Here is a 26776-nt window from a genome sequence, read left to right on the forward strand (position 1 = left end):
GCCACACCCGCCGAGTTCGAGCACGCCCACTACGCAGCCCTCAACCGAGAGCCGCAACCCGCATAGGAGCGGCCGAAAACCTGGGGCGCTTCACATTGATTCCGCTCGACGTTGAGTGCCTTCAGCAATCCGAACAACACAGCACTACTCTTCACCCCAAGTTCGCCCGCTATCTGTCTGGCATCCCTTTATAGCATCATCCGGTACAGGGCGATGGCACAACCTATTGTCATGAACTCGCCGGCGGCCCACACGGGTACCTGACTGTTATATTTCAGGCAAAAGTGCCTTACATAATCCTCACCCTTCGCCTTGGCCTGCAACTTGTCATACTCGCGTCGCCAAGACTCATATCTGGTGCCCTCGTGATTGGGTCCCTTATTCAGCTGGCCGCACAGATCAGCGTCGAGGCCCTTCTGGGTCAGGTGCGCCATTGGGCCATGTTTACCGAGGTGATAGGCACTTAGACGTGCTCTCGATGCTCACGCTGGCCGGATCTCACGATCTGGAACGTCTTTGTGGAACTCGTCGGCCCACCCCCCCCGCTAGGGCCCTTCCGGACCCATTCGTGAAGGATCCGGCCATTTGACAGGGGCAGGTTGCAGGGAGCACGGGCCCTGTAACGCAGAAAACCGTCCCGCCCCCACAAGGAGACGGGGCATTGAGGTGCGCGGCCTCGCCGCGGAGAGTCTACTGCCGCTGGATGGCGGCCGCGGGGATGAGCCATGTGATGGCGATCCGGACGCCGGAAAGAGTACCGCGGTTGAGGCGGTCGAACTGGCTGTCGGCTATTTTCTCCCGTGCGGCGTCGATAGGTGCGGTGAGGGTACCGGTTGCGGTGTAGTCGGTCACGGCAGGACTCCTGTGGTGTGTGGGACGATGAACGGACCGGGGTTTAGGGCACTTGGAGTGCTCCCGGACCACTTGGCCTCTACTGGTGAGGCCAAGTGAAGCCCGCACACCGCAGCGCGGCGACACGGTCCGAGCGGGCGCATTGGTCGCCGAGCGTCCCGCTGATCACGGCGACCGATGAAGGACGGGTGGAGCCTGCAATATCGAGCGAGTTTGCGGGAACTCATCCTCTTATCGTGCTCAGGCCCTACGAAGGAGCGGAGGTGCTGTGCGCTGACCAGCTTCATCCATGTCCCCCTTGGATAACGTGTGATCCGATGCATGAATCCTCCTTTTTAAGCACCTGTCAGGATGCCATCTCTCCCATCTGGTCGGCGCTTTAGCTCCATGAGCGGCAGAGTTAGTAGGCGCCCATCGAGGACTTAGAATAGGTTCACCGATAGGCACCCTCATCGGCGGAATAGTTTTCGGCCGCCACCATCCGATAGGACGTTCTAGCCATGAACCTCGCTGAACTCATTGATCGCAACCGGAGTGGATGGAGCTATCAGCGGCTCGAGCAGGAATGCTCACGCATCGAGAGAGCAGGAGCAGCGTCAGCGCGAGCGGAGCCACGAAGGAAGTGTCACAGCGCCCCCAGGAGCAGTGCTCGCAGAGGTCGTGGGCTTGTTCCCCGTCAGGTGATTCGCTTCCTGGAACCTTGCCATCCGGTCAATCTTTCGGTGCTCGGCTGGGCCGAGGAGACGTTGGCATGCGAGACAGACGAGCCCAAGGGCAGCCGGGACCCGCGCCAAGACCAGGCCGGCCAAGAGGACCAAGCCCAGGGCGAGGAGGAGTGAGTCCGCTACAGGCCGCTCCTGGAGGCCCCACCAGTAGCCAGGTGAAGAAGGCCGGATCACTCGTCCGCAAGGCGATGCGCGGCGAGAGTATGGATAGGGTGGATCTCCTGTCGCAGGCCATCGAGATCATCAGCGCCCACCGCGCCACCTTCCGGAGTCCCCTTGTCTCGGCGAACAACTCGCTCAGATACTGGGTAGAGAAGCTCGATCTAGATGGGCAAGTCAGCCAGCGGCTCAAGCGAATGCAGACAATTCTTGACAAGATGAAACGTGAACCGACGCTCGCTCTCAACCGAATGCACGACATCGGTGGGTGCCGAGTGGTGTTGCCCGGACGCAAGGATGTGTCCACCTTGGTGGAGGCCTTGCGTGGGATGGATCGTACGCTCCAAGTGAGGGACTACATCGCTGAGCCGAGACAGTCAGGCTATCGTGGCGTGCACCTGATCATGGAGTATGGGAAGTGCCCGAGACCGATCGAGGTCCAAGTACGTACACATGCAATGCACAGGTGGGCTACTACCGTTGAGGACATCTCCGGGAACGCGGGCGTCAACTACAAGATGGATGGCGCGAGCCCGATGCAAGTCTTCCTTGAGTGCTACTCGCGGGTCCTCGACTGCGTTGACACTGGTCGGGACGCCCCGAAGCCGTTGCTTGAGGAGTATGAGACACTACTATCCAAGGCCTTCAGAGAGGAGCTGAGATGAGTATCAAGCACTTCCTACTCGTCTACGATCATGCTCGTGGGAAGCTGGCCGATGTACTCCCGTTCGGTACTGATTCCACGGGAGCGCTGAAGAAGTATGAGGAGCTCGAAGCCGAGAACCGGGATGTTCCGACCATGGACATCGTCTTGGTCGGCTCTGACTCGCTCGACACCATCAAGGTGACCCATCGGAACTACTTCGATGAGGGGCGCACCATGGCCGACATCAAGAACTTCCTGAAGGATGAGCCTCGGAACCTGGCGTCACGACACTGATTGTTGACCTGACAAGCAAGAGGAGGGCATCCACGAAGAACCTGGATGCCCTCCTCTGCGTCTTGCCATAGCTCGCTGACTGCGACCCAGGGCTGAAGGCTCGCGAGGAGACGTTCGTCGCCCAGAAAGCGGCGTGGTGCCCCATCCGCCTTCAAGACCACGATCGCGCCATCGCCTGCAGCCCTCGCTGAATCCCGCCGAGGTCGCCAGCACACCGTCGGTGAACGAGACAGGCTCCGCACCCGACTCGAGCACCTCACCCCCGAGAGCGGGCATCGCTGGAGCAAGCACTCCGCTGAGACGACGAAAGGCCCCCTCGGGGACGCCGGAGATGTCCCGCCTAACCAGTCTCATCGGAAACTGTCTCTCGAGCTCGTCGCAGGCCCGAGCGCGGTCCTTGGGTGAGCCGGGCGGCGGATGCTTCTCGATACGGTCCGGCTGTCCGCGAGCTGCCCGCACCGCAAGCAGACAAGCAGGAAAGCGGCCCGCCAGTGATGGGACAGGCATTGGTCATCGGCTGTTCACCGACCAAGCTGAAACAATGACGATTCGGTAGGCATGGAGCCCCTAGGATCTTGACACGGGGCCACCGAACCCTTTCCGTAGATCACCCAGACGAAGGAATGCCATGACCGATTCGAATCCGCTCCAGGGCACGGTTCAGAACAGCCCCTTCGAGGAGCTCACCAATATGGCGCGGATCGCGCTCGGCCTCAGTGGCCTCGTGACTGCCGTCATCGGATTCCTCATCCTCATCTGGCCAGGGCACACCGCAATGGTGGTGGCGGCGATGTTCGCGATCTATGCTCTCATCGCAGGAATTGTCCAGGCGGCGCTCGCGATCTTCGCCAGGCGCGCCGACGCCCTGCGCCGGGTCGGCTACGTCGTCACCGCGATCCTTCTCATCGTCGCCGGCATCATCATGCTAGCGAACCTTCGCACCGCAGCGGCCAGCCTGGCCGTCCTCCTGGGTATCACGGTCGGCATTCTGTGGATCCTGCAGGGAATCGGGTCCGTGCTGTCCAGCTGGGGGCAGCGCTCGGTGTGGGCGGTGGTCTTCGGCGCAATCAGCATCGTCGCGGGCATCGTGCTGCTCACCTCCCCCGCATGGGGCGGCGCCTTCCTGTGGCTGATGCTCGGCATCTCCCTGCTCGTCCTCGGCCTGATCCAGATCGGCCACGCCTTCTCGATCGGGAAGTGAGCACCCCCTCGTCAGATCGGCCCGCCACAGAAGGCCACCGCGGGCCGATCTAGCGACTCAGCGGCCCAGCACACTCCCGTCGAGCGCATAGGCGCGGCCGTACTCGGGTAGCAGAATCGGCCCGGGACGGCGCAGGCGTTCGGGATGGCGGCCGTGCAGTGGAACGACCACCCCGGCGCCGCTGTGTGCAACGAAATCGGTCAGATCGCCCGCGGTGGCATGCCCAGTCGATCCGGCATCGACACGCACCAGCCCCAGTGCGCTGAGCCAAGCCTGGAACGGCGCCCAGTCGGGCATGAACGGCCCGAGCGGCTCCCCCTGTGCGTGAATCCACGGAGCCCCGGGTTCCACCGGCAGGTCGAGCATCGCCGGCATGTCCCGCGCGTCCAGCTGCACGAGATAACCGCCCGGATCCGAGGCAACCTCGCTGAGGCCGACAGTCTGCACCGTCAGCCCCGCGGCGAGCGCAGCATCGAGGCCAGCGCACTGGAGGGCCGTCTGGGGACGCGTCCGATCCCAGGTGACCACGCCCTCCACGCCCATCGCCGCGAGGAAGGCAGCCACCGCCCCCGGCCAGACCATCGTTCGCCCCCAGCGCCGAGCGGCGCCGATGAGCGCGGAACAACGCTCCACGTCCCGCTCGTAGACGCTCACGAGCGCGAGACCCGGTGTCCGGGCACATGCCTGGCCGGCGATGGAGAGCACATCGTCCTCGGTACGCACCGGGCCCGTGGCCAGCGGCTCGAAGCTCAGCATCGTCGTCTCGGTCACGAGCATCGATGCACCATGGACGCGCTGCGCGAAGGCGAGCGAGTTCCTGCCGCCATGCCGGTGAAAGTTCAGATCGCCGGTGTAGGCGAGGACACCATCGGGCGCGTGGACGATGAATCCGCAGGCGCCGGGCACATCGTGGTCGACGGGCACAGCCTCCACCCGAAGGTCGCCCACCTGCACCGTTGAGTCGATGGCCTGCAACTGCGGCTCTCGCCCCAGATAGTGGTATCCGGCAAACACGGAGGCCCTCGACAGCCGTACCGTCTCGCCGCTGGCCCACTGCGCGATCCCGGGATCCACCAGGCCGGCCATGCCGATGTGGTCGAGATGCGCGTGTGAGATGAACAGCGCGGTGGGCCGCGGATCGCGGGCCCGCAAGGGGGACTGCTCGGGCAGCAGCGCGGGATCCCACAGGCCCGGTATTCCCGGCGCCTGGTTCACCCGCAGCCGGTCACTCAGCTCGCGCCCCGGCCTTTCGTGGACGACGCCGCCGAACAGCTCGCTGCCCTCGCCCATCGGCAGTCCGATGTCGAGAAGCACACGGGCGCGCGCAGTCGAGACAAGGATCTTGGAGGCCCCGATCTCGCGCAGCCCGCCGTAGAACCGAACACTGGTCTGGCCTGCTCCTGGCTCGGCGCCCCCACTGGCTCGTCCTGCTGTGGCCCGTCCTGCGATCGCGCTCACTGCACGGCCCCCTGCGTGCTGAACGCTCCCTGGACGAAGTACTTCTGGAGACTGAAGAACAAGATCACGACCGGCAGTGTCGTGAAGGTCACCGCTGCCGACAGGCCTGTCCAGTCGGTTCCCTCGGCCCCGTAGAAGGCCTGAAGACCCACCTCGATGGGGCGCACGGTGTCGTTCTGGGTCATGAGATAGGGCCACACGAAGGAACTCCATGAGCCCATGAAGGTGTTGAGGCCGATGAGGATGAGGCTCGGCACCGCCAGCGGAGCGGCGATTCTCACCAGCATCGAGACCGGCCCGGCACCATCGAGCTCGGCGGCCTCGAAGATCTCCGTCGGCAGCGCGGACAAGGTCTGGCGCAGCAGGAAGATGCCGAAAACGCTGGCTGCCCACGGCAGGATCTGGATCCAGTAGGTGTCATAGAGCCCGGTGGTGTGGGCCAGGATGAAATTGGGAATGAGCAGTACCGTCTGCGGCACCATCATGACGCTCATCACGACATAGAAGAGGGTCTTGGAGCCGCGGAACCGCATGAGGGCGAAGGCGAATCCAGCGAGTATGGAGGTGACGAGCGTGAATGCCACCACGCTGAGCGCAATGATGAGGGTGTTCGCGAAATAGCGCGGCCATGGTCGCGCTGCCCATGCCCTGGCGTAGTTGCCCCAGTTCCACGCGGGCCACAGTTTCGGCGGCACCCGGTACACGTCGGCATCATTGCTCACGCTCGACAGGAACATCCACAGCAGGGGGACGAGCCACGCCAGCCCGATGAGCGCGGCGGCGGTATTCCGCAGCCCCGACAGCCATCGCTTCCGCGAACTCCTGCGTGCCATGTGTTCCCCCTTCGAGCGGTGGGCCGGAGTCGGCACGACGCCGGCCCCGGCCCGATCAACGAGCGGTGCTGCCCGGCTAGCTCTCGCTGGCCGCCTTCTTGCCGGCCGCCTGCGCCTGTGCGAGCGCATCGTCCACCGAGGCGGTTCCGTTCACGGCGGACGAGATGGCCGTCGAGAGGGCACCGGAGGCCTTGTTCACATAGCTCACCGGAGGCAGCGGGGTGGCCGTGTCCAGCTGCTTGACGACATCGCCGACCCAGGGGTTCTTGGCCAGGTAGTCCTTCATGGCCTGCTCATCCATCGCCGTCTTGACCACCGGCAGATAGCCAGTCTGGGATGCCCAGTAGGCCATCTCGGCAGGTGAGGTGAGGAACTGCATATAGGCCCAGGCGGCGGCCTTCTGCTGGTCGTCGGCCGAGCTGAACATCGCGATATTGGTGCCGGCCAGCTGATTGGCGGTCTTCGCCGTGCCGGCCGGGAGCGGAGCCACCCCCATCACGAACTTGCCGCCGACCGCCTTCTGGTTGAACGGATAGCTGGCCACCGATGAGACGTCGAAGGCTCCAGTCTGGTTGCCCAGCGCAGTCTGGCCCGGATAGTTGGTGCCGAGCGCCAGGGCATTGCTCTTCTTGAGGTCGACCAGGTAGTTCAGCGCCTTCTTGGCCGCATCGGAGTCGAACTGCGGGGTGCCGTCCTTGGCGAACACCGGGGTGCCGAAGGACTCGGCCAGGATCTCGAACAGCGCGGTGCCCCCGGCCGGGGAGGTCTCGCTGCCGGGGTCGATGGACAGGGCGACAACGCCATTCTTGCTCACCGACTTCGCGGTCTGCGCGAACTCGCCCCAGGTGGCCGGGGCCTTGGGAACAAGGCTCTCGTTGTAGTACTGGACGACCACGGACTTGTTGAAGGGCCACATCCAGTTCTTGCCGTCGCGCAGCTTCATGTCGGCCTGGATGCCGGAATAGAAGTCCTTGTAATCCTTCGAGGAGGCCACATACTCGTCGAGTGGCACGATGACATTGCTGCTGCTCAGTTCGTCGGCCCAGTTCTCGTAGACCTGGGCGATGGTCGGGGCTGAGTTCGCCGCCACCTGGGCTGTGATCTTGGTCTGCAAGGCCCCGTAATTCGGCTGCTCCTGCAGCTGCACCGTGACATTGGGGTGCTGGGCCTCGAAATCGGCTGTCATCTTCTTGAGGGCCGCCTGCTGGGCTCCCGAGCTCATCGCCTCCATGAAGGTGATGGTGGTTTGCTTGCTGGGGTCGAGCGATGGCAGCGCCGAGGCGCTGGGGGTGCTGCCCGCGGTGCTCCCGCTGCAGGCGCTCAGCAGCACCATGGATCCGGCGACGAGCAAGGTCGCCAAACCACGGATGGGATTTCTTGTCATGGATTCCTCACTCGATGGGATGTCAGCGTCCCGTGTTCCGGGACGCCCTCAGTTGAAGTAGCGAGAGCACTGCCGTGAGCGCGAAGAGCACGACGGCCAGTGCTGCGGCATAGCCGGTCTTGCGGTAGATGAATGCCTGCTGATAGACGGCGAAGCCAAGCGTGGCGGTGGAGAATCCCGGACCGCCCCCGGTCATGACGAAGAACTGGGTGAACGCCTGGAGGCTGAACACGGTGGAGATGACGATGACGAATATGGTGTAGGGACGCAGCTGGGGCAAGATGACATACCAGATCTCCTGCAGCTTGTTCGCCCGGTCGATTTGGGCTGCCTCGCTGAGGGTCTTGTCGAGCGTCGTGAGGCCACCGAGGAAGATGATGAGCGTGAAACCGACCTCGTGCCACAGCGAGAAGACGACGATGGCGAACATCGCCGTCTTGGGGTCCCCCAGCCAATCCCTGGGAGCCATCCCGAACAGCGCGGTGGCGGCGTTGACGAGGCCGTAGCGGGGATTGAACAGCCACACCCAGACGATGCTCACGCCGACGAACGGGGTGACATGTGCCAGGAAGACCGCGGTCCGTACACCGTAGAGCACCGGGGAGTTGCCCGAGAGCAGGAGGGCCAAGAGCAGCGAGATGACGGTGCCGCCGACGACCATCGGTATGACGAACTGGGCGCTCGTCCACATCGTCGACCAGAAGCTCGGATCGCGCGTGCCCTTCACGAGATCGACGTAGTTCTTCAGGCCGACGAATTTGCTCATCGCGGCATTGAGGTAGTTCCAGTTGAACAGGCTCAGGGCGAAGGCGAAGATCGTGGGCCCAATGCTGAAGACGAGGAAGACGAGCAGGGCAGGCAATACGAACAGATAGGCCCACCGCGAGGTCAGGGCCCGTTTCACGGGTCTCCCGCTCCGCATCGAGCGGCTTCGCGTGGCCACAGGATCGAGCAGCTGCGCCATCGTTTCGCCTCTTTCCTCCGGCCTCGCTGGTCAGCGGCGTCCTGCGTCGCGACGCCGCCGTCATCACAGATGATCTGACGCGCAGGTGGCGCTCAGGGGGGTCGAAGGTGTCCTGCAAGTGAACGCCCGGCGATCATTAGGAAACATTCGTCCAGAGACACAATGACTACGAACAGATCGTTCAGATTCCCTATGCTGGCCCGGTGACTCCCCCCTCTACGGCTCCAGCGGCAGCCGCCCATGCGGTCCTCGTCCTCGACTTCGACGGCACGGTGTGCGTCGGCGATGGTCCGGTGCGGGCCTATGCGCAGGCCACCGCCGAGCAGCTGGCCGCCCCCCGGGCGCGAGTCCTGCTGGAGGCGCTGGACGCATACCTGGCCGGCGAGACCCCGCACAGCTCCTACGGGGATGGATATGCGCTTGTCGCGGACTTGGGCGGCCGCTTCCTGTCCGCCGAGCAGAACCACGCCGCCTATCAACTCAGCCGGCAATGGCTTGCGGAGCATCCCGGCGAGATCTGGGCACCCGAGGGCCTGGCGTCCATGCTCGATGGGATGGCAGGCAGCGTGCGAAGGGTGCTGGTGACGAACTCTCCGCGGGAAAGCTCGGAAGCGGTCCTCGACGCATTGCAGCTGAGCGCGCGCCTCGACCGGGTCATCGGCTCGGCCGCGAAACCGGCCGGTTTCGCGCCGATCCTGGCCAGCTTGCAGGGTCAGCTTCCGGCGCAGGCCTGCCTGTCGGTGGGTGACTTCTGGGTCAATGACATCGAGCCGGCGCTGCGCCTGGGCTGGTGCACAGCCTGGCTCAATCCCTTGAGGCTCGACCCCCGGCCGGCCGATCTCACCGGCCCCGACCTGGCCAGCATCCGCGATGCCCTCGTCGAGTGGTCGATCTCGCCGCGCACATTCGCGTCCCGCTACGGTGAGGGTTCATGACGCAGAGCCCGCCGAACGGCCAGGTGCTGGCCACGATCGCCGCAACGCTGCCCTCGCTGACCCCCGCGGAGCAGGCGGTCGCACGGGTCCTGCTCGCCTCTCCCGCCGCCGCGGTCGAACTGAACAGCCAGGAACTGGCCGAGCGCGCCGGCACCTCGCGGGCCACTGCGGTCCGGGTGGCACAGCACCTGGGATTTGCCGGCTACACGCAACTGCGGGTGGCGATCGCCAAGGAGCACAACCCGGCCACGGCGGTCTCCGGGTCCAGATCGGGAGCGCATCTGGTGCTCGATGCCTTCACCCGCACCGGCGAGGAGGCATCCTCCATGGCTGCCCTCCTCGACACCCGGGAGGTGGACCGGGCCACGGCTGTGCTGGCCCGGGCACGGCGGCTGCTGGTGATCGGCAATGGCCTGTCGGCAGGCCTTGCTCTGGACACCGCGGCCCGTTTCAACTCGATAGGGCGCAGCGCCGAGCACGTCGCCGATCCAATCAGCCAGCAGGTCTGTGCAGGCCTGCTGACAGCCGAGGACGCCATCTTGGTGTGCAGCGGCTCGGGCGCCCACCACGACTCCCTGAGGGTGGCAGAGACCGGCCGCTCTGCCGGTGCCCAGGTCATCGCGGTGACGGGCTGCCGCCCGAGCCCCCTTGATTCACGGGCCGATGTCTGCCTCGTGGTCGCCATGCCGGGTGCTGGTTTCGCCGACGAGCTCAGCTCGACGACGCGCATCCCGCAGGCGATAGTGCTCGAGGCGATGGTCGGTGCGGTGGCCACCTTGCGCGGCGCCCCCGCGCAACAGGCCCGCAGCGGCAATCTCGGGATGATCGCCGAGCACCTGGACGACTAGGGCGTTGTCGTCCAGGTGTTTGTCATCCCGGCCGGGATCTTGGACGAGGCATAGCCCAGCAGGCTGGGCCGGCTCGGACGCGATTCCCGATGTTGCCGGGGCGCTCAGGCGTCCTGGGGCTGGTACTCGACGACCTGTCCGATGAGTTGCTCGAGCTGGGCACCGTTGAGCGCGCCCGCATTGCGGAAGATCAAGGTGCCGTCCTTGAACGCCATGAGCGTCGGGATCGCCTGGATGTCGAGTTGCCCGGCGAGTTCCTGCTCGGCCTCCGTGTCGACCTTTCCGAAGACGATGTCGGAGTGCTTGTCGCTCGCGGCGTCGTAGACCGGGGCGAAACGGGTGCATGGACCGCACCAGGAAGCCCAGAAGTCGACGAGCACGACCCCCGGCTGGGTGACGGTCTTCTCAAAGGTGTCCTGGGTCAGCGCAGTGGTGGCCATGATGTCCTTTCACGCAGTGGGGTCCGATGCTCGGATGAGTCACCGAACACCCACGCAACGCGCAGCACTCGCGCGCTTATTCCGTCGGACCGATCGCCCTCACCCGTAGCGAACCACCATATTCCTGCGGCACATGCACCCGGGCACCCGAGGCAGTGGTCAACAGGTAATCTTCCCTCTCGCCGGCCAACTGGACCGCAGTCCCCGGCACTATCTCGGCCTCCTGCAGTTCGGCGAGCAGCCGAGGCTGGCACTGGGCATGCTCGTCCACCAGCACGAACTCGGCCTGGGCGAGGCCACTGCCCACCGCTGTCGCGAGATCGGTGCCGAGCAGGTCGAGCAAAGGAATGTCCTGGTCGTCGGAGCCGGGGATGGGCGTCCCATAGGGAGTGAACCGGGGTGCACCAAGCATGGCGGCCATCTTCTCGGCCACCGGCTCGCTGATCACATGCTCCCAACGGCATGCCTCCTCGTGGGCACCGTGGAAGTCGACCCCGATGTCATTCACGATGAGGCATTCGGACAGCCGATGGCGCCGCATCACATTGCGGCTCTCGGCGAATCCCTCGTCCGTCAGCGCGATCGTGCGGCCGTCGCGCAGGAAGACCAGACCATCGCGCTCCATCCGCGCCACCGTCTGGGAGACGGTGGGGCCTGCCTGGTGCAGCCGTTCCACGATCCGGGCACGGCGAGGCTCTATGCCGGCCTCGATCAGCTCATAGACCGTCCGCAGGTACATCTGCGTGGTGTCGATGAGTTCGCTCATCCCTCGCCTCCTCCGTCGCCTGCGACCCGGCCAGGATAGTCCCCGCCCATGACGGCACCGGCGGGCGCACGCGATTCACCCGGCGCCTGCTCACCGATGTCGGCTCTGCGCCGCAGCGGTGGCAGAATCCTCGGGTGAGTGAATTGAGGATCCCCCAGGAGCTGCTCCCTGCCGACGGGCGTTTCGGATCGGGGCCCGCGAAAGTTCGTCCCGAGGCACTCGAAACGCTGGCCCGCAGCCGCGTGCTGGGCACATCGCACCGCAAGGCACCGGTGAAGGATCTTGTCGGCCACATCCGCTCGCAGCTCACGGCACTGTACGGGCTGCCCGACGACTGGCAGGTGGTGCTCGGCAATGGTGGGTCCACGGCCTTCTGGGATCTGGCCTGCGTGAGCCTGGTGCGCCGGCGCAGCTCCCACGGCGTCTACGGCGAGTTCACCCACAAGTTCGCCTCGGCAGTCTCGCGGACACCCTGGCTGGACAAGCCAGCGGTCCGCGAGGTGGCGTACGGCTCGGGCTGTCTGCCCGACATCGATCCGGACGCCGATGTCTACGCCTGGGCCCACAACGAGACGTCGACCGGCGTCGCCATGCCGGTATGCCCTCTCGACGGGGCTGACCGGGAGTCCCTGGTGCTCATCGACGCCACGAGCGCTGCGGGAGGGCTGGCCGCTGATGTGCGCAACGCCGATGTGTACTACTTCGCCCCGCAGAAGAACTTCAGCTCCGACGGCGGGCTGTGGATCGCGCTGTGCTCGCCGGCTGCGCTGCAGCGAGCCGACGAGCTGACCTCAGCTCCCGACGGTCGTTGGGTGCCGGATACGCTCAATCTCTCGCTGGCTGCGCAGAATGCCGCGAAGAACCAGACTCTCAACACCCCGGCCATTGCCACCCTCGTCCTGCTCGCCGCCCAGCTCGACTGGATCATGGACAACGGCGGCTTGGGCTTCGCAGCGGCGCGTACCCGCGAATCGTCGCGCCGGCTGTACGAGTGGGTCGAGCACAACGAACTCGCCCGGCCCTATGTCACCGACCCCGCGCTGCGCTCTCCTGTGGTCGGCACGGTGGTCATGGACGAGCGCGTCGACGCGCCGAGGCTGTGCCGCATCCTGCGCGAGAACGGCATCGTCGACGTGGAGCCCTATCGCAAGTTGGGCACCGACCAGATCCGCGTCGGCATGTTCACCTCGGTCGATCCCGATGACGTGTCTCGCCTCACCGCCTGCATCGACTGGGTGCTCGGCGAGATTGTCTGATCAGCGCGTCGTGTTCTCGCGCCCCGAGCGCAGATAGGCCACCCCAGCGGCCGCGGCGGCCAGCAGCACGACCAGCACGAGGGCGGTCACCGTCTTCGCGCGGCTGAGCGGGGAGCTGTCCGGGCTCGCCTCGGCAGCGGAGTGCTGGCTCTCGGACGCTCCCGGCGCCGGGGATGCCACGGCATGCGAGGACTGGCCGGGTTGGGAATCTGGTGCCTGGATGCTGGACCCCGAGGAGCTGGGCTCGGCGGTCTGGGCCTGCGCGGCCACCGGCATCCCCAGGCTCACCGCGAGCACCGCAGCCGAGATCCCGGCCCTGATGCGTGCTGCGATTGCGGGGTGGTGGTGCGCCGTCATGGTCGGATCCTTCGGTAGGCAGACAGCACGACTCTAGGCGAAGCCACCGGCAGCTTGCTCGTCCAGGTCTGCCGCACGAGCCCCGGACACCGATCGGCGGCGCGCCGGGCCCAGGTCAACTAGCGTTGTGATATGGCAACAACGCTGTTGTTCGCGATCGGAATCGACGAGGTGCGCGAGCTGTTCGGTGCGACTCCCGAAATTGCGGCCCGGCTGCGTGGAATCGCCTCGTCGCAGCCGGCACCCGTCCCAGCCCCTCGTCAACACGCCCACGCGAGCCATCACCGGCAAAGGCTCGCCGACACCGGCCCAGCACCCCTCAACGCCTCCGAACTCGAAGCGCTCATCGCCGGCCACTACGTCGAACCCGATCGGCTGGCGAGCGCCTGGCAGGTCGTGGTGTCCTGGCTGTCCGCGCTGTGCTGGGATCACTGCCACATCGCCGCCAGCTCCGAACAGCTGAGCGCCTGGGACTTCCAGCTCGCTGTGGCGGGCCTGCCCAGCCGCTACAGCCTGGCACAGCTGTGGGGCCGCGATGCGCAGATCCCGCTGCGGCCCGCCCCTGGCATGCACATCGGATATGTCCGCGGCCACCACGTCCTGGCAGGCTGGGGCGAGATGGCGCCTCGCCTGACCGCCCTCGACTCGCAGACCGTGGCGGCCCTTGCGCCACTCACCGGCCTGTTGGGCCGTTTCGGGCAGTGGGGCTCGGTGGCCCGGGCTCACGGCCGGCCCGAGCCCGACCTGTTCACTGTGGGGTGGCAGGACGGGCCGGGCCGGGTCCAGCGCTCAGCGAGCTCGGTTCCTCAGGCGCCCGCCACGAGCTTGGTGATGACTCCCTGGGCGAAGTAGATGACGAACAGGATGCTCACCACCCACATGAGCGGGCGGACGTCCTTGGCCTTGTTCTGGAAGATCTTCAGCGCGACGAAGGTGATGAAACCGGCGCCGATGCCCACCGTGATCGAATAGGTGAAGGGCATGAGGACGATCGTCATGAACGCCGGCAGAGCTTCGGTGAGTGCGTCCCAGTTGATCTGGGCGACCTGCTGCATCATGAGGAAACCGACGATGATGAGCACTGGCGCGACCGCCTCGGAGGGCACCATATTCGTCAAGGGCGACAGGAAGACGGCAGCGAGGAAGAGCACGCCGGTCACGATCGAGGCGATGCCCGTCCTGGCGCCCTCGGCCACACCTGCCGTCGATTCGATGTAGGAGGTGTTGCTCGACGTGGAGCCCAGGCCACCGGCGAGGGCGGCGAGGGAGTCGACAAGCAGGATTTCGCGCAGACGCGGCGGCTCACCCTCCTTGTTGAGCAGCTTCCCTTCGGCGCCGACCGCGACAACGGTTCCCACCGTGTCGAAGAAGTCGGCGAGCAGCAAGGAGAAGACGAGCATGACAGTCGTGAGGATGCTCGCTGCACTGAACCGGCCGTCGCTGCCCGCGAAGGCACCGATGATGTCGACACGTCCCAGCAGCCCGAGATCGGGCGCGGTGAAGGCCGAGAGCCCGGGCCAGCTCGGCACGTTCAGCGCCCATCCTCGTGGATTGGTGGTTCCGTCGGGAAGCAGGCTCGGCACGTGCACGATGGCCTGCAGGATCATCGCCAGCACAGTGGCCACGATGATGGCGATGAGCATCGAGCCGCGCACCTTGCGTATGAACAGCAGGAGCAATACGAAAAGGCCGATGACGAAGATGAGCACGGGCCAGGTGCCCAGTGAGCCATTGAGGCCCAGTTGCACGGGCGTCCCGGAGGCAGGCGTCACGACGTGGGCATCGACGAGGCCGACGAAGGTGATGAACAGGCCGATTCCGACCGAGATGGCCACCCGCAGTTCCCGCGGGACCGCTCGGAACACGGCCTCCCGGAATCCGGTGAGCACGAGCGCGGTGATGATGATGCCCTCGATGGCGATCATGCCCATGGCGCGCGGCCATGTGGTGGTCGGGGCAATGACATAGGCGATCATGGCGTTGAGCCCCAGCCCGGTGGCCAGGCCGATCGGGTAGCGTCCGAGGACGCCCATGAGGATCGTCATCAGACCGGCGATGAGCGCCGTCGCCGCAGCGACCATGGCGATGGAGTGTGACACCGCGGCGCCGTCGACCACCTTCTTGGCGGCATCGGTGTACTTGGGGGCGCCGCTCACCAGGTTGCCCCGGGAATCAACGGCGGTTCCGATGACCAGCGGATTGAGCGCGAGGATGTAGGCCATTGCGAAGAAGGTGACCAAGCCGCCGCGCACTTCGCGAGACATGCTCGAGCCGCGACGGGTTATTTCGAACCATCGCTCCACAAAGGAGCCGGACGCTGCATTCTGTGTCATATTGGGGGTGTTTCCCGGGGATTGCGAGACCATGGCGCAATCGTAGTGAAAGCAGTGAGAGGGCCTAGCCTGTGACCATGCCGCCACAATCTGGACAGCCAACCCGCTCCGGTAAGGAACGATTCTTCGTCCAGGCGCCTATCCCCCCACTGCACGAGGACGGTGTGCGAGTGTTCCTCGCCGGCACAGTGCCCGCAGTATTGTTCACCGCCGTCACGGCGACCCGCTATGGCGATCTGGCGGATGCGGGCCACGGCTGGCTGTTCTGGGTGGGACTGTGCTGCATCGTCATCGGGCTGGGCGGCGCCGGCTACTGCTGGCTGCGCCGGCGCCGCAGATCCCGGGCCTGAGTCCGCCTCGCAGTACTCATCGCTCGGCCCGGGCTGCCCAGCCCAGGCGAGGTGCGCGACCACAGCGAGCGAAAGCTCAGTCGAACAGTGATTCGTCGAGAGTGATGGTGTCGTAAACCGGGGCGGACAGCTCGATGCCGCGCTCGTCGGCCACGACATCGGAATGCCCGCCACAGCCGTGGTCATGGCTCACGACGCTGCCGTCGCGGGGCGAGTACTCGTTGGTGCACACGCCGAATTGCTGGCCCAGCGAGCCCGAGATGGCCTGGAAGTAACCGCAGCTGAGGCACCGCCCCGGAGCCTGCTGGGTCGATGGGTTGTCGGGGCCGCCATCGCCCGAGTACCACCGCTCGGCAGCCAGGGTGCGCCCGGCGGCACTGAGCACGCGTTCGCGCCCCAATCCGAGTTCCGAGGCGATCGCCCGGGTCTCGGACCACTCCGCGGGATCTTCGTCCGGTGCCATCTCACCACCGGTGAAGCCCGGCTCGAGGCGTTCGTCGTTGTCGGGAGTGGGCATGAGAGTGCCGGGGGCCACATCCCCGGGACGCACCCGCTGCGACCACGGCAGCCAGGCCGGGATCGGCAGCGCCCCGTCGCCGGGCAGCAGCAACACCTCGTCGACAGTCGCAGTACGCGAGCGCGGCGTACGGGTCAGGGTGACCGCCCAGTGCCAGCCCACGTACCCAGGATGCGGACATGCGAAGTAGTGCGTGAGGACGCGCTCGCCCTCCAGGGCGAAGCCGAGGTGTTCGCCAACCCCGAAATCGCGGGCCTGGTGCTGCGCGGCCGCGCGGGCAATCTCCACTGCGGCCGCCAGCACGGTGTCTGTCTTGGCGGCCGATCTCGTCGTTGCCATCTCTCACTTCTCCAGTTCGTCGGCAACACCACGCAACATCGTGGCGATCTTCGCAGCCTGACCCGAGTTCGGGTGGCGTCCCCGCCGGTAGCCGTTCGACAACCCATCCAGCAGCTTGATGAGATCCTCCATCATCACCGCCAGGTCCTCGGGCTTGCGGCGGGTCGCCTTGGACAGCGAGGGCGGCGCGGCGATGAGCTGGACGGACAGGGCCTGTTCACCCCGGCGCCCCTCGATGACACCGAACTCGACACGCTGGCCCCGCTTGAGGTTGGTCACCCCTTCGGGAAGCACTGTGGAGCGGAAGTAGACCTCCCCGTCACCGTCGTCCTTCGTGATGAACCCGAAGCCCTTCTCGGCATCGAAGAACCGCACCTTGCCGCTTGGCATCGTCACCCCACTTCTCCCGGGCCACCGATCGGTGGCCCCGTCGTGTTCCGCGCCGGATCGGACGCAGAGCCTCTACCCAGGATATCGGCCTCGCACACTATGGCCATCATGACGGTGAGGGGGCTGCGGCAGCACCCGGGCGCGGCACCCGGAGGCAGCGGCGCCACATCCTCGTGCTGTCGTGGGGCGCTCCTAGACTGGGCCTCATGTCAGGAGGTGCAGGGGGCAGCGAGATGGCCGTACTCGACGATCCCGGCTACCACGTCCCACTGGGTGCCGACATCGACTCGGTGGGCCCGCACACCCCGCCTGTGGGGTTCGCAGCGCCCGTGGTCGAACCACTGGCGCGTTCGGCACCCGTAGTGCCCGAACCCCTTGACGCGCGGCCACGTCCCGATGACCTGACCGTCGCACCGGGGCCTGAGCTCGACTCGCTGAACTCGGCTCCGAGCGATTCACGCGACCCACTGCGGCCCTTCGACGAGGTGCAGCAGCTGATCTCGGCCACCAGCGGTCCTCGTGATCCTCGGGCGCCGTTCCTCGTCAACTCCTCCAGCGGCCTGCGCTCCACGGGGCTGTCGGGCATCGCAGCGTCGGAGGACCTCTCCCGGCTGCCCCCTCCCAGCGGGAATCCCCTGCCGCCCGCGGATCGGCGTGCGGCACCCTCGCAGGAGATCGGCCTGGCACAGACCCTGCGTGCAGCGGGCTGGCCCATGCTCATCTGTCTGGCGGTGGGCGCAGCCATTGCTCCCTTGAGCCTGCTGGCGCTGCTGGGGGCATGGATCCTCAGCATGCTCAATCCTGCGACGGCCATCGCCTTGCGGCGCGTCTACCTGGTCGCGGTGCTGGTGGTGGCCGGCCTGATCTTCATCGCCCTCCTCGCGCAGCTGGTGGACCCCATGTCGCTGGCCGTGGGGGCAGCGCGCTGGCTGTGCCTGGGCATGCTCGTGGCCTGCCCCTGGGTCATGCATGCCACGCTCTCGCGCCGGGGACGCCGGTGAATCCGGCCCCGCGTTCCCTGGCAGACACCCTCCGTCAACTCAGCGAGACCGATCTGGCTCAGCTGCTGCGCCGCCGCCCGGACCTGACTCATCCGGCCCCGGTGAACCTCGACGAGGTCGTGGAGCGGAGCTCCAGCCAGGCGTCCACCCACCGCGCGCTGGAGAACCTGGACGCATGGACCCTGCAATGCGCCCGCGCGATGGCTGCCTTGGAGGTGGGCGGCGAGAGCGCCGGAGCTGATCGGATTGCTGCGGGCCTGGGCATGCCCGAGAAGACCCAGGCGGTGCAGGACGCCATCCAGCAGTTGAGGGGGTTGGCCCTGTGCTGGGGCGAACCGCCTCATCTGACACAGGCAGCCCGCGCAGCATTCGGCACCTGGCCAGCCGGCCTGGCCGGGCCATCGCCCGAGCCCATGGCGGCTGCGGCGATCGTCAAGGCGCTCGATGCGGTGGGCTCCGCAGGCCGCGAGATCCTCCAGAAGCTGGTGTGGGGGCCGCCCACCGGAACGGTCCAGCATGCCGATCGCCCGGTGACGGTGGACAGTGCAGACAGCACGATCGACCTGCTGCTCGCCTACCGGCTGCTGCGTCCCCTCGGGCCCGACCAGGTGATCCTGCCCCGAGAGGTCTCGCTGCATCTGCGCGGAGGGCTTCTCGTGCGTGATCCCATGCCGGCATCGGTACCGTCATGGGGCACGCCCGGCACCCGGCTCGGAGCCGATCTGGCGGTGGTCCTCGTCGACCGGGCGGCCATCGGGTCGGCACAGGAATTCGTCAGTCACGTCGTGGCCGTGCTCGATGACCTCGCGGAACGCACTCCGCGGCATCTACGCACGGGAGGCATCCCGAAGAAGGAGATGGCAGCGCTGACCCGGCTGGTCGGTGACCCGGACGCCGCAGAGTTCGCAGTCGCCATGGCGCGGGGTGGGCGGATGCTCGTCGAACACGGGCCGGTCCTCGCTGCGACACCACTGTTCGACAGCTTCCTCGACCTGGACTCCTACCACCGGTGGCTGCATCTGCGGTCGGTCTGGGAAACGCTGGGCTGGTGGCCGCAGGCGGCCGACGAGCGCCGTTCTGCTGCGCTGCGGGCCGCCGCCAGGGCCGAGCTGACCACAGCGGATCCGGGGACATCCCTCGACGCTGCCGGGCTCGGAGCGCGCCTCGCCTGGCGCCATCCGTCCTGGTCACGAGTGGACTGGCAGCAGATGGCCGGGCAACTGTTCCGGGAGGCCCAGTTGCTCGGGATGGTCGCATTCGGGCGCTCGACCGTGCTGGCATCGCTGCCCGACGGGCATCCCGATCCGGGTTTCGCGCCCTTCGGCTCGACGCTCATCCTGCAGTCAGATCTCAGTGCCGTGGCTCCCGCCCCGCTCGACCACGCGACCGACCGGGCCGCCTCCCTCCTCGCCGTCCGCGAATCCCATGGCGCGACGGCAACCTTCCGTTTCACGGCCGCGTCGGTGCGCGCCGCCCTCGACGCCGGATGGAGCCGCGAGGCGCTCATCGGATGGCTGCGCGAACACAATGCGGAGGGGCCGGATGCTGCCCTGCCCGAGCCGCTGCGTGCGCTCATCGACGACACCTCACGACGGCATGGCCAGCTGCGCGTCATGGCCGTCACAGCCGTCGTGCAGGTCGACGACGAGGCGACAGCAGCCGGGCTGCTGGCCGCTCGCGAGGCGCCACAGCTGGGTCTCGCGGCCCTGGCGCCGGGGGTGCTCGGTTCCAGCGCCGAGCCCGAAGAGCTCGTGAGCTTCCTGCGCCGGCGCGGATTGGCGCCGATCGCCCAGGATCATGAGGGCGCGGTGCTCACCACGCCACCGGCCCGGCGAGCACCCGCCCCTGCCGGGCAACCGGCTGAACCGGCAGCAGTGGACACCGCGCAGTTGGCGGCGAGGCTGCTTCGCCGGCAGGCCCGCGGCATGACGCCCGAAGCGATCCTGGCCGCGCTCGCGGCCGCCCACGAGCAGGACCGCTGGGTCGGCCTCGAGTGGGCCGATAGCGATGGCGCCACGCGCACCGCGCTGGTGAGGGTCCTGTCCGTGGACTCGGGGCTGGCGCACATCGTGCGTCGCGGCGCGGGCAGGCTGAGCATCCCGGTGGCGCGAATCATCGGTGTCGATCCCGCCGAGCACACCTGAGCAGACCACGTACGCGGCCATGGACGCGCGATCGCGGGTGCGCCGGTGGATCGCTGCAGCTTCCGGGCCCAGGTGGCTTGCCGGATCCGGGTGGCTTGCCGGATCCGGGTGGCTTGCCGGATCCGGGTGGCTTGCCTGACGGGCCACAATGACGCGCCATAATAGGGCGCCATGACTCACGACGGACCACTCATCGTCCAGTCGGACCGTACGGTGCTGCTCGAGGTCGATCATCCCCTGGCCGCCGAGGCCCGCGCAGCCATCGCCCCCTTCGCCGAGTTGGAGCGCGCGCCCGAGCACGTGCACACCTACCGGTTGACTCCGCTTGGGCTGTGGAATGCCCGGGCGGCCGGCCACGACGCCGAGCAGGTGGTGGATGCCCTGCTCAGCTTCTCGAAGTATCCGGTGCCGGCGAATCTGCTGGTGGACATCGCCGAGACGATGGGCCGCTATGGCATCCTGCGCATCGACCAGGACCCGGCACACGGGCTGGTTCTCACGTCCACCGACAGCGCGGTGCTGACCCAGGTGCGGCGCAGCGCACGCACGAAAGGGCTGATCGGTGCGGCGATCGACGAGGCCACCGTGCTCGTCCATCCGTCCGAACGCGGCCACCTCAAGCAGGTGCTGCTCAAGCTCGGCTGGCCGGCCGAGGATGTCGCCGGATATGTGGACGGTGAGGCCCATCCGATCGCGCTCGTGGAGAACGGCTGGGCAGTGCGCCCCTATCAGCGCGAGGCCGCCCGGGCGTTCTGGGAGGGCGGCTCGGGGGTGGTGGTGCTGCCCTGCGGTGCGGGAAAGACCATCGTCGGGGCTGCGGCGATGGCTCTGGCGGGAGCCACCACGCTCATTCTGGTGACCAACACCGTCTCGGCCCGCCAGTGGCGCGACGAGCTGATCGCCAGGACCACGCTGAGCGCGGACGAGATCGGCGAGTACTCGGGGGCCAGGAAGCAGATCCGTCCGGTGACGATCGCCACCTACCAGGTCATCACCACCAAGCGGAACGGGCTCCACCCCCACCTGGAATTGTTCGGCGCCCGCGATTGGGGTTTGGTGCTCTACGACGAGGTGCACCTGCTGCCGGCGCCGGTGTTCAGGATGACTGCCGATCTGCAGGCGCGCCGCCGACTGGGGCTGACCGCCACGCTGGTGCGCGAGGACGGCCGCGAGGAAGACGTGTTCAGCCTCATCGGTCCCAAACGCTATGACGCCCCCTGGCGCCAGATCGAGGCCCAGGGCTGGATCGCCCCAGCGGACTGCGTGGAGGTCCGGGTCGACCTGAGCGAGGACGAGCGGATGGCATACGCAATGGCCGAGCCCGACGTGCGCCATCGGCTGGCTTCCACCGCGGCCTCGAAGGATGCCGTCATCGAGGCTCTGGTGCGCGCTCACCGGGGCACTCCGACGCTGGTCATCGGCCAGTACGTGGATCAGCTCGAGGAGCTGGCGCAGCGTCTGGACTGCCCGATCATCAGCGGGAACACCCCTAACCACCGCCGCGAGGTGATCTACCAGGAGTTCCGGGACGGCACCATCGACCTGCTGGTGGTGAGCAAGGTGGCCAACTTCTCGATCGATCTGCCGGCCGCCCAGGTGGCGATCCAGGTGTCGGGAACGTTCGGCTCACGGCAGGAGGAGGCTCAGCGGCTCGGGCGGCTGTTGCGCCCCAAGCAGCGGCTGGCGGGGCATGGCGCGGGCCATGACAACACGGCGCACTTCTACACGGTTGTCGCGCGCGACACGGTGGATGCGGACTTCGCGCAGCACCGCCAGCGCTTCCTCACCGAGCAGGGCTATGCGTACCGCATCATTGCCGCGTCCGAGGTGTCGGCCGAGGCCGACGAGGGCTGAGCGGCGGGTTGCGCCGTCCAGTCGGCCGTCTCGGCGCGGTGCGCTCCAAGTGCTCAGAAGTCACGCTGCGATGACGTGAGCGGCACGGTGGACTCCTCGACGTGGCCCATGTCGAGGAACTCTCCCGGCGCGATATCCCACAGCCGGGGCAGGAGTTCGGGCCAGACGATCCGCTCGGCGAGCTCATCGCGGGTGAGCCAGGCGGTCCGGGCCAGGGTCTGTCTCTCCTCGGGGGTGTATCCGGAGGTGTCCACCCGGAATCTGGCGGTGCGCACGATGAAGAAGAACTCTTCCTGGACGAGAACCTGGTCGGAGTAGCCGTGGTGGGCGACGCGCCGCCCGACCGGGCCCTCGAGGTCATCGTGGCCGATGTGCAGTCCGGTCTCCTCCCGCAGCTCACGCACCGCTGCCTGGCGGAAGTCCTCGCCGGCGTCCACGCCTCCCCCAGGGGTCACCCACCAGGTGATGCCGGGGCAGCCCGGGTCGGTGTCCTCTTCCAGCAGCACCCGGTCCCCGGCGAGCACGAGCACTCGGCTGGCCCGACGCGTGCGCACCGGCCGGTTCTGCGGCAGCACAGTGACGAAGCTGCGGTGGGGCATGTCGTCGGGATTGCTGACACCGGAGGTCATGGCGTCAGACTAGCCGTCGGTGAGCGAGGGCTCCTTGCAGGGCACGTGGGGGGAGATCCGGAGCGTGGCCTGTGCCTCGAGTGAGAGGCTCACACCGGCACAGCTTCATCGGCGGATCCCGGGAAACCAGCATTGGCGCCGAGAGAGCGATCTGCCTCATATGCCGCCTGATCCAGGATGGCGGCCCGCTTGGAGACGATGAGCGGAACGACGATCTGCCCAGCGACGTTTGTCGCGGTACGAACCATGTCGAGGATCGGATCGATGGCGAGCAGGAGGCCGGCTCCTTCGAGAGGCAGCCCGATCGTGGACAGCGTCAGAGTGAGCATCACGAATGCCCCGGTGAGCCCGGCAGTTGCTGCCGAGCCCACGATTGAGACGAAGGCGATGAGCAGGTAATCGCTCCAGGCCAGATGGATCCCGAACAACTGCGCAACGGTGATGGCGGCCAGCGCGGGATAGATCGCGGCGCAGCCGTCCATCTTTGTCGTCGCCCCGATCGGGACAGCGAAGGACACGTACTCCCGAGGCACTCCGAGAGCAATGGCATTGCGCTCGGTGACCGGCAGCGTGCCCACTGACGAACGTGAGACGAAGGCCAATTGAATGGCCGGCCAGGCTCCGGCAAAGAAGTGCCGGGGCGGTAGCCCATGGAGCGCCAGGAGCGCGGGATACACACCGAACAGCACGAGGAGGCACCCCAGGTAGACAGAAATCGTGAAGACCCCGAGAGGACGCACGAGACCCCAGCCATAGCTGGCGATTGCCTTGCCGATGAGGCCGGCGGATCCGATCGGGCTCAGGAGAATGACCCACCAGGTGATCTTCTGGAAGATCTCCAAGGCGGACGCGGAGAAGTCGACGAACGGCGTTGCTTTCTGCCCGACAGCCAGTGCGGCAGCACCCAGGGCAATGCCGATGACCACAACCTGGAGAACGTTGAAACCGACCGTGCCCGTCACGGTGAGGCTACCGCCACTGCCGGAGACGGAATTCGTGACGGTCGCCCCGAGCGCATTTCCCGGCACAATGGACTTCAGGAAATCGAGCCAGCTTCCGGTGGTGTCCACGGCCCGCGCCCCAGAGGTATTGACTGCCGCGTGACGACCAGGATTGGCGATGATCCCGATGACCAAGCCGATGGTGACGGCAATTGCCGAGGTGATGGCGAACCACACGAGCGTGCTCACCGCTAGCTTCGCGGCATTCGCCACCTTGCGCAGATTCCAGACGGAGACGATGAGGGCGAACAGGACGAGCGGCACGACAACAGCACGCAGCAGCGTGACGAAGACCGAGCCGACGGTGCTGAGCGTGGTGGCGAGCCACTCGAGGTGGGCGATCCGCGCTACCGCACCGAGGACGATCCCGACGGCCAAGCCGATGAGCACCTTCACACCGAATGACAGATGGATCAGCGGACCCCTTTGAGAATTGTTCCCGGCAGTTTTCGCAATCGACGATGCAGGCATGGGTTTTCCTTCTTATTGGAAGAGGGGAGACGGCAGAAAGACGCACCGTAACAATTCAAGAACAGCCACGGCGCCACAACCGGTTCAGGCCAGACACGCACACTCGGCGACCAGGCAGATATCGATCTGCAACCGCCGCCAGAAGAAGCCCCTCATACCGCTATCCCTACAGTCCGGGCCCCGGCCACGTCACCGCGACCAGGCACATACCAGGCACATATCGTCCAACGCGGCCCATGATAACCACCCGAAACCGGGCGATATCAAACGCGGTGTAACATAACTCGCTCGTCCTTTCCGAGGAGCTCACCATGACAGCCGACCACGTCCTTGCTCTTGAGCAGGCCCACCTCACCCGGTCCCGGCAGGCCCTGCGCCAGATGCGCGAGGACACTGCTTCCTGGGAGTCCGCGACGGCGGGCAATGCGGTCTCCACCGCGTCCCTGCGCCAGGCGCTCTATCGGCGTGTCCAGACGCTGCAGGATCTGCCCGATGTACCGCTGTTCTTCGGCCGTATCGACTACGACACCAGCCTGGGAGCCGAACAGGACGAGATCTGTCATATCGGGCGACGACATGTGAGCACCGAGGTCGGGGGCGATCCGCTGGTGATCGACTGGCGGGCGCCGCTGGCCCTGCCGTTCTATCGCGCCTCGAGGAAGGAACCGATGGGGGTTCGGTTGCGCAGGCGCTTTGGCAGTGAAGCTGGCCGGCTGACTGCCTATGAGGACGAGGACCTCGCAGCCAGCGAGAGCAACCATGCCGGGATCTCGGCCATTCTCCGGACCGAGATCGAGCGCCCGCGCTCGGGGCCGATGCGGGACATCGTCGCGACGATCCAGCCAGAGCAGGATGTCCTGGTTCGGACCGAGCTCGCCAGCTCCCTGGCCATCCAGGGGGCGCCGGGAACGGGGAAGACCGCTGTCGGCCTGCACCGCGCGGCCTTCCTGCTGTACGCCTACCGCAGCCAGCTGTCGCGTACCGGGGTTCTCGTCGTGGGGCCGAACCGCTCCTTCCTCGACTACATCGCCAACGTGCTGCCGGCACTCGGGGAGGTGGATGCCACCCAGGAGACGATTGACTCGTTGCTGAGCGCGAGCAGCGGAGTGGAGGTGAGGGGCACGGAGCTCTGCGATCTCGCAGCGCTCAAGGGCGATCCGAGGATGGCCCAGGTCATCTCCCGGGCACTGTGGGCCGGTGTCTGCCCTGCACGCGGCCCCCTGGCGGTGGCCCGTGGATCGCGCACCTGGCGGGTCGATGCCGAGGCGATCGACCACTGTGTGCAGCGCCTCATCGGGAGAGGTATTCGCTACGATGCGGGACGCCAGGCCCTGCCCCTGCTGCTCTCCGACGCGGTGCTCGCCCAGATGGGATCCGAGGGTCTTGCAACCGACGACCGGACGCAGCGCACCGTGGCCCGAAGCGCCGCGGTGAAGACCTGTGCGAAGAAGCTGTGGCCCCCGATGACTGCCCGTCAGCTCGTCGCCCGCATGCTCAACGACGCCGGGTTCCTCGCCGAACATGCCAACGGAATTCTCACTGACGACGAGCAGCGGCTCCTGCTCGCCCACAAGCCGGTGCGGGCGTCGAGTGCCGTCCGGTGGACAAGCGCGGACCTGGCGCTGCTCGACGAGGCGAACGATCAGCTGGCCCGCACCCCAAGCCTGGGTCACATCATCGTGGACGAGGCCCAGGATCTGTCCGCCATGCAGTTGAGAGCCCTCGGACGACGCGCATCAACTGGCTCGCTCACCCTGCTCGGCGATCTCGCCCAGGCCACCACTGCCTGGGGCTCAGCTTCGTGGCATTCAGCCCTGGCCCACACCGGCAAACCCGAGGGCAGGGTTGTGGAACTCACCGAGGGATTTCGCGTCCCGGGCGAGGTCCTCGACTACGCGACGCGGCTGCTGCCGATCATCGCGCCGGGTCTCTCGGCGCCCACATCGGTGCGCCGCAGCGCACACGGATTGACCGTCGATCGTGTCCCTGAGCTCATTCCTGCCATGATCACGCGGACCCGTACCCTACTGGCCAGGCCGGGCACGGTGGGCATCATCGGCGCCGACCCCGACAGGGAGTCGCTCGAGCAGTCCCTCATGGACGCCCGGCTGCTGCCGCGAACTCGGCCGGGGCAGACAGTCAGTCCCGGCGCGCCGGCAGGTGCGTCCTCCAGGCTGAGCCTGGTCCCTGCGTCCGCAGCCAAGGGGCTGGAGTTCGATCATGTCCTGCTTGTGGAGCCCGCCTCGATAGTGCGGGAGTCGAGCACATCGGGGCGTCTCGAGCCGCCGACTCCATCGGACGCGCCGCCGAGCGGGGCCGAGGAGGAGCAAGAACGGATCCGTCGCCTTCGGGTCCTGTATATCTGCCTGAGCCGCGCAGTGACGAGCCTGGTCATCGTTCATCACGAAATGCTGCCCGCCGAATTACAGGAATGAGCACTCACTCGAATGAGCGCTGGCAGGCCAGCGATCGCGGAGCCGACCTCCTCACCAGCACACCAGCACACCAGCACACCAGCACACCAGAGAGCATAAAAAAAGCTCCCCTCCGCTGGTGGGTGGAGGGGAGCTTGAGTGTGTGGCGGCGTCCTAGTCTCCCACAGGGTTCCCCCTGCAGTACCATCGGCGTT

25 protein-coding genes and 1 pseudogene are annotated in these 26776 nt (G+C 66.7%); 12 read left to right on the forward strand and 14 right to left on the reverse strand.

What is annotated here, in order from left to right:
• Nucleotides 1-188: 188 nt before the first annotated feature.
• Nucleotides 189-449: pseudogene (locus BMX93_RS13570) on the reverse strand (Abi family protein); the annotation flags it as partial.
• A gap of 241 nt (nucleotides 450-690) precedes the next feature.
• The gene (locus BMX93_RS12995) at nucleotides 691-852 is read right to left on the reverse strand and encodes a hypothetical protein (RefSeq protein ID WP_177170217.1); all 162 of its coding nucleotides are present in this window, start codon (nucleotides 850-852) and stop codon (nucleotides 691-693) included.
• 880 nt (nucleotides 853-1732) lie between these two features.
• On the opposite strand from BMX93_RS12995, the gene BMX93_RS11385 reads away from it, so the two are divergent.
• From BMX93_RS11385 to BMX93_RS11395, 3 genes are all read left to right on the forward strand, one after another.
• On the forward strand, nucleotides 1733-2401 hold the full coding sequence (locus BMX93_RS11385; protein ID WP_177170218.1) for a nucleotidyltransferase family protein: 669 nt from the start codon (nucleotides 1733-1735) through the stop codon (nucleotides 2399-2401).
• Nucleotides 2398-2676 (forward strand): hypothetical protein, encoded by a 279-nt coding sequence (locus tag BMX93_RS11390; protein ID WP_177170219.1) that lies wholly within the window; start codon nucleotides 2398-2400, stop codon nucleotides 2674-2676. The genes BMX93_RS11385 and BMX93_RS11390 overlap by 4 nt, the downstream gene beginning before the upstream one ends.
• A gap of 628 nt (nucleotides 2677-3304) precedes the next feature.
• Nucleotides 3305-3877, forward strand: coding sequence for an HdeD family acid-resistance protein (locus tag BMX93_RS11395; RefSeq protein ID WP_091971152.1), 573 nt, complete (start codon nucleotides 3305-3307; stop codon nucleotides 3875-3877).
• Nucleotides 3878-3934: 57 nt separating this feature from the next.
• Here the strand turns inward: BMX93_RS11395 and BMX93_RS11400 are convergent, their stop codons facing one another.
• From BMX93_RS11400 to BMX93_RS11415, 4 genes are all read right to left on the reverse strand, one after another.
• Nucleotides 3935-5335 (reverse strand): MBL fold metallo-hydrolase, encoded by a 1401-nt coding sequence (locus tag BMX93_RS11400; protein ID WP_091971154.1) that lies wholly within the window; start codon nucleotides 5333-5335, stop codon nucleotides 3935-3937.
• Nucleotides 5332-6168, reverse strand: a complete 837-nt coding sequence (locus BMX93_RS11405; RefSeq protein ID WP_091971156.1) for a carbohydrate ABC transporter permease — start codon at nucleotides 6166-6168, stop codon at nucleotides 5332-5334. The genes BMX93_RS11400 and BMX93_RS11405 overlap by 4 nt, the downstream gene beginning before the upstream one ends.
• 76 nt (nucleotides 6169-6244) lie before the next feature.
• Nucleotides 6245-7552, reverse strand: coding sequence for an ABC transporter substrate-binding protein (locus tag BMX93_RS11410; protein ID WP_091971158.1), 1308 nt, complete (start codon nucleotides 7550-7552; stop codon nucleotides 6245-6247).
• Between the two features lie 22 nt (nucleotides 7553-7574).
• Complete coding sequence (locus BMX93_RS11415) at nucleotides 7575-8456, reverse strand: carbohydrate ABC transporter permease (protein WP_177170220.1); 882 nt, start codon at nucleotides 8454-8456, stop codon at nucleotides 7575-7577.
• 263 nt (nucleotides 8457-8719) lie between these two features.
• Here BMX93_RS11415 and BMX93_RS11420 point away from each other — a divergent pair, with 263 nt between their 5' ends.
• Nucleotides 8720-9451, forward strand: coding sequence for an HAD family hydrolase (locus tag BMX93_RS11420; protein WP_091971162.1), 732 nt, complete (start codon nucleotides 8720-8722; stop codon nucleotides 9449-9451).
• On the forward strand, nucleotides 9448-10299 hold the full coding sequence (locus tag BMX93_RS11425; RefSeq protein ID WP_091971164.1) for a MurR/RpiR family transcriptional regulator: 852 nt from the start codon (nucleotides 9448-9450) through the stop codon (nucleotides 10297-10299). The genes BMX93_RS11420 and BMX93_RS11425 overlap by 4 nt, the downstream gene beginning before the upstream one ends.
• Before the next feature lie 104 nt (nucleotides 10300-10403).
• Here the strand turns inward: BMX93_RS11425 and trxA are convergent, their stop codons facing one another.
• Together trxA and BMX93_RS11435 are read right to left on the reverse strand one after the other, a co-directional pair.
• A complete protein-coding gene (gene trxA, locus BMX93_RS11430; protein WP_091971166.1) occupies nucleotides 10404-10739 on the reverse strand; it encodes a thioredoxin in 336 nt (111 codons plus the stop codon).
• 76 nt (nucleotides 10740-10815) lie between these two features.
• Entirely contained in the window at nucleotides 10816-11505 is a 690-nt protein-coding gene (locus BMX93_RS11435; protein ID WP_091971168.1) for a metal-dependent transcriptional regulator, read from the reverse strand.
• Between the two features lie 134 nt (nucleotides 11506-11639).
• On the opposite strand from BMX93_RS11435, the gene serC reads away from it, so the two are divergent.
• A complete protein-coding gene (gene serC, locus BMX93_RS11440) occupies nucleotides 11640-12761 on the forward strand; it encodes a phosphoserine transaminase (RefSeq protein WP_091971170.1) in 1122 nt (373 codons plus the stop codon).
• Here the strand turns inward: serC and BMX93_RS11445 are convergent, their stop codons facing one another.
• Nucleotides 12762-13118 carry a hypothetical protein gene (locus BMX93_RS11445; RefSeq protein WP_091971172.1) on the reverse strand — a complete coding sequence of 119 codons (357 nt, stop codon included), beginning with the start codon at nucleotides 13116-13118 and terminating at the stop codon, nucleotides 12762-12764.
• Between the two features lie 132 nt (nucleotides 13119-13250).
• Between BMX93_RS11445 and BMX93_RS11450 the strand changes: the two genes are divergently transcribed.
• Nucleotides 13251-13970, forward strand: a complete 720-nt coding sequence (locus BMX93_RS11450) for a hypothetical protein (protein WP_091971174.1) — start codon at nucleotides 13251-13253, stop codon at nucleotides 13968-13970.
• Here the strand turns inward: BMX93_RS11450 and BMX93_RS11455 are convergent.
• A complete protein-coding gene (locus BMX93_RS11455) occupies nucleotides 13925-15451 on the reverse strand; it encodes an NCS2 family permease (protein ID WP_091971176.1) in 1527 nt (508 codons plus the stop codon). The genes BMX93_RS11450 and BMX93_RS11455 overlap by 46 nt on opposite strands.
• Nucleotides 15452-15528: 77 nt before the next feature.
• Here BMX93_RS11455 and BMX93_RS11460 point away from each other — a divergent pair, with 77 nt between their 5' ends.
• Nucleotides 15529-15801 carry a DUF2530 domain-containing protein gene (locus tag BMX93_RS11460; protein WP_143052906.1) on the forward strand — a complete coding sequence of 91 codons (273 nt, stop codon included), beginning with the start codon at nucleotides 15529-15531 and terminating at the stop codon, nucleotides 15799-15801.
• A gap of 76 nt (nucleotides 15802-15877) precedes the next feature.
• Here BMX93_RS11460 and BMX93_RS11465 read toward each other — a convergent pair whose 3' ends face one another.
• Nucleotides 15878-16657: a DUF3027 domain-containing protein gene (locus BMX93_RS11465; protein WP_091971180.1), complete on the reverse strand. Its 780-nt coding sequence runs from the start codon at nucleotides 16655-16657 to the stop codon at nucleotides 15878-15880.
• Between the two features lie 3 nt (nucleotides 16658-16660).
• Nucleotides 16661-17047: a cold-shock protein gene (locus BMX93_RS11470; protein ID WP_091971191.1), complete on the reverse strand. Its 387-nt coding sequence runs from the start codon at nucleotides 17045-17047 to the stop codon at nucleotides 16661-16663.
• Between the two features lie 206 nt (nucleotides 17048-17253).
• Here BMX93_RS11470 and BMX93_RS12805 point away from each other — a divergent pair, with 206 nt between their 5' ends.
• The 3 genes from BMX93_RS12805 (at nucleotide 17254) to BMX93_RS11480 (ending at nucleotide 22046) form a co-directional block, all read left to right on the forward strand.
• Nucleotides 17254-18048 (forward strand): hypothetical protein, encoded by a 795-nt coding sequence (locus tag BMX93_RS12805; protein ID WP_143052907.1) that lies wholly within the window; start codon nucleotides 17254-17256, stop codon nucleotides 18046-18048.
• Entirely contained in the window at nucleotides 18045-20192 is a 2148-nt protein-coding gene (locus tag BMX93_RS11475) for a helicase-associated domain-containing protein (protein ID WP_143052908.1), read from the forward strand. The genes BMX93_RS12805 and BMX93_RS11475 overlap by 4 nt, the downstream gene beginning before the upstream one ends.
• Nucleotides 20193-20363: 171 nt before the next feature.
• A complete protein-coding gene (locus tag BMX93_RS11480; protein ID WP_091971183.1) occupies nucleotides 20364-22046 on the forward strand; it encodes a DNA repair helicase XPB in 1683 nt (560 codons plus the stop codon).
• 53 nt (nucleotides 22047-22099) lie between these two features.
• Here the strand turns inward: BMX93_RS11480 and BMX93_RS11485 are convergent, their stop codons facing one another.
• Entirely contained in the window at nucleotides 22100-22675 is a 576-nt protein-coding gene (locus BMX93_RS11485) for an NUDIX hydrolase (protein WP_091971185.1), read from the reverse strand.
• Between the two features lie 89 nt (nucleotides 22676-22764).
• Nucleotides 22765-24147, reverse strand: a complete 1383-nt coding sequence (locus BMX93_RS11490) for a dicarboxylate/amino acid:cation symporter (protein ID WP_091971187.1) — start codon at nucleotides 24145-24147, stop codon at nucleotides 22765-22767.
• Between the two features lie 311 nt (nucleotides 24148-24458).
• On the opposite strand from BMX93_RS11490, the gene BMX93_RS11495 reads away from it, so the two are divergent.
• Nucleotides 24459-26582, forward strand: a complete 2124-nt coding sequence (locus tag BMX93_RS11495) for a HelD family protein (RefSeq protein ID WP_091971189.1) — start codon at nucleotides 24459-24461, stop codon at nucleotides 26580-26582.
• The last annotated feature ends 194 nt before the right edge of the window (nucleotides 26583-26776 follow it).

The sequence above is a fragment of the Propionibacterium cyclohexanicum genome (assembly GCF_900111365.1).
Taxonomy (GTDB): Bacteria; Actinomycetota; Actinomycetes; order Propionibacteriales; family Propionibacteriaceae; genus Propionibacterium; species Propionibacterium cyclohexanicum.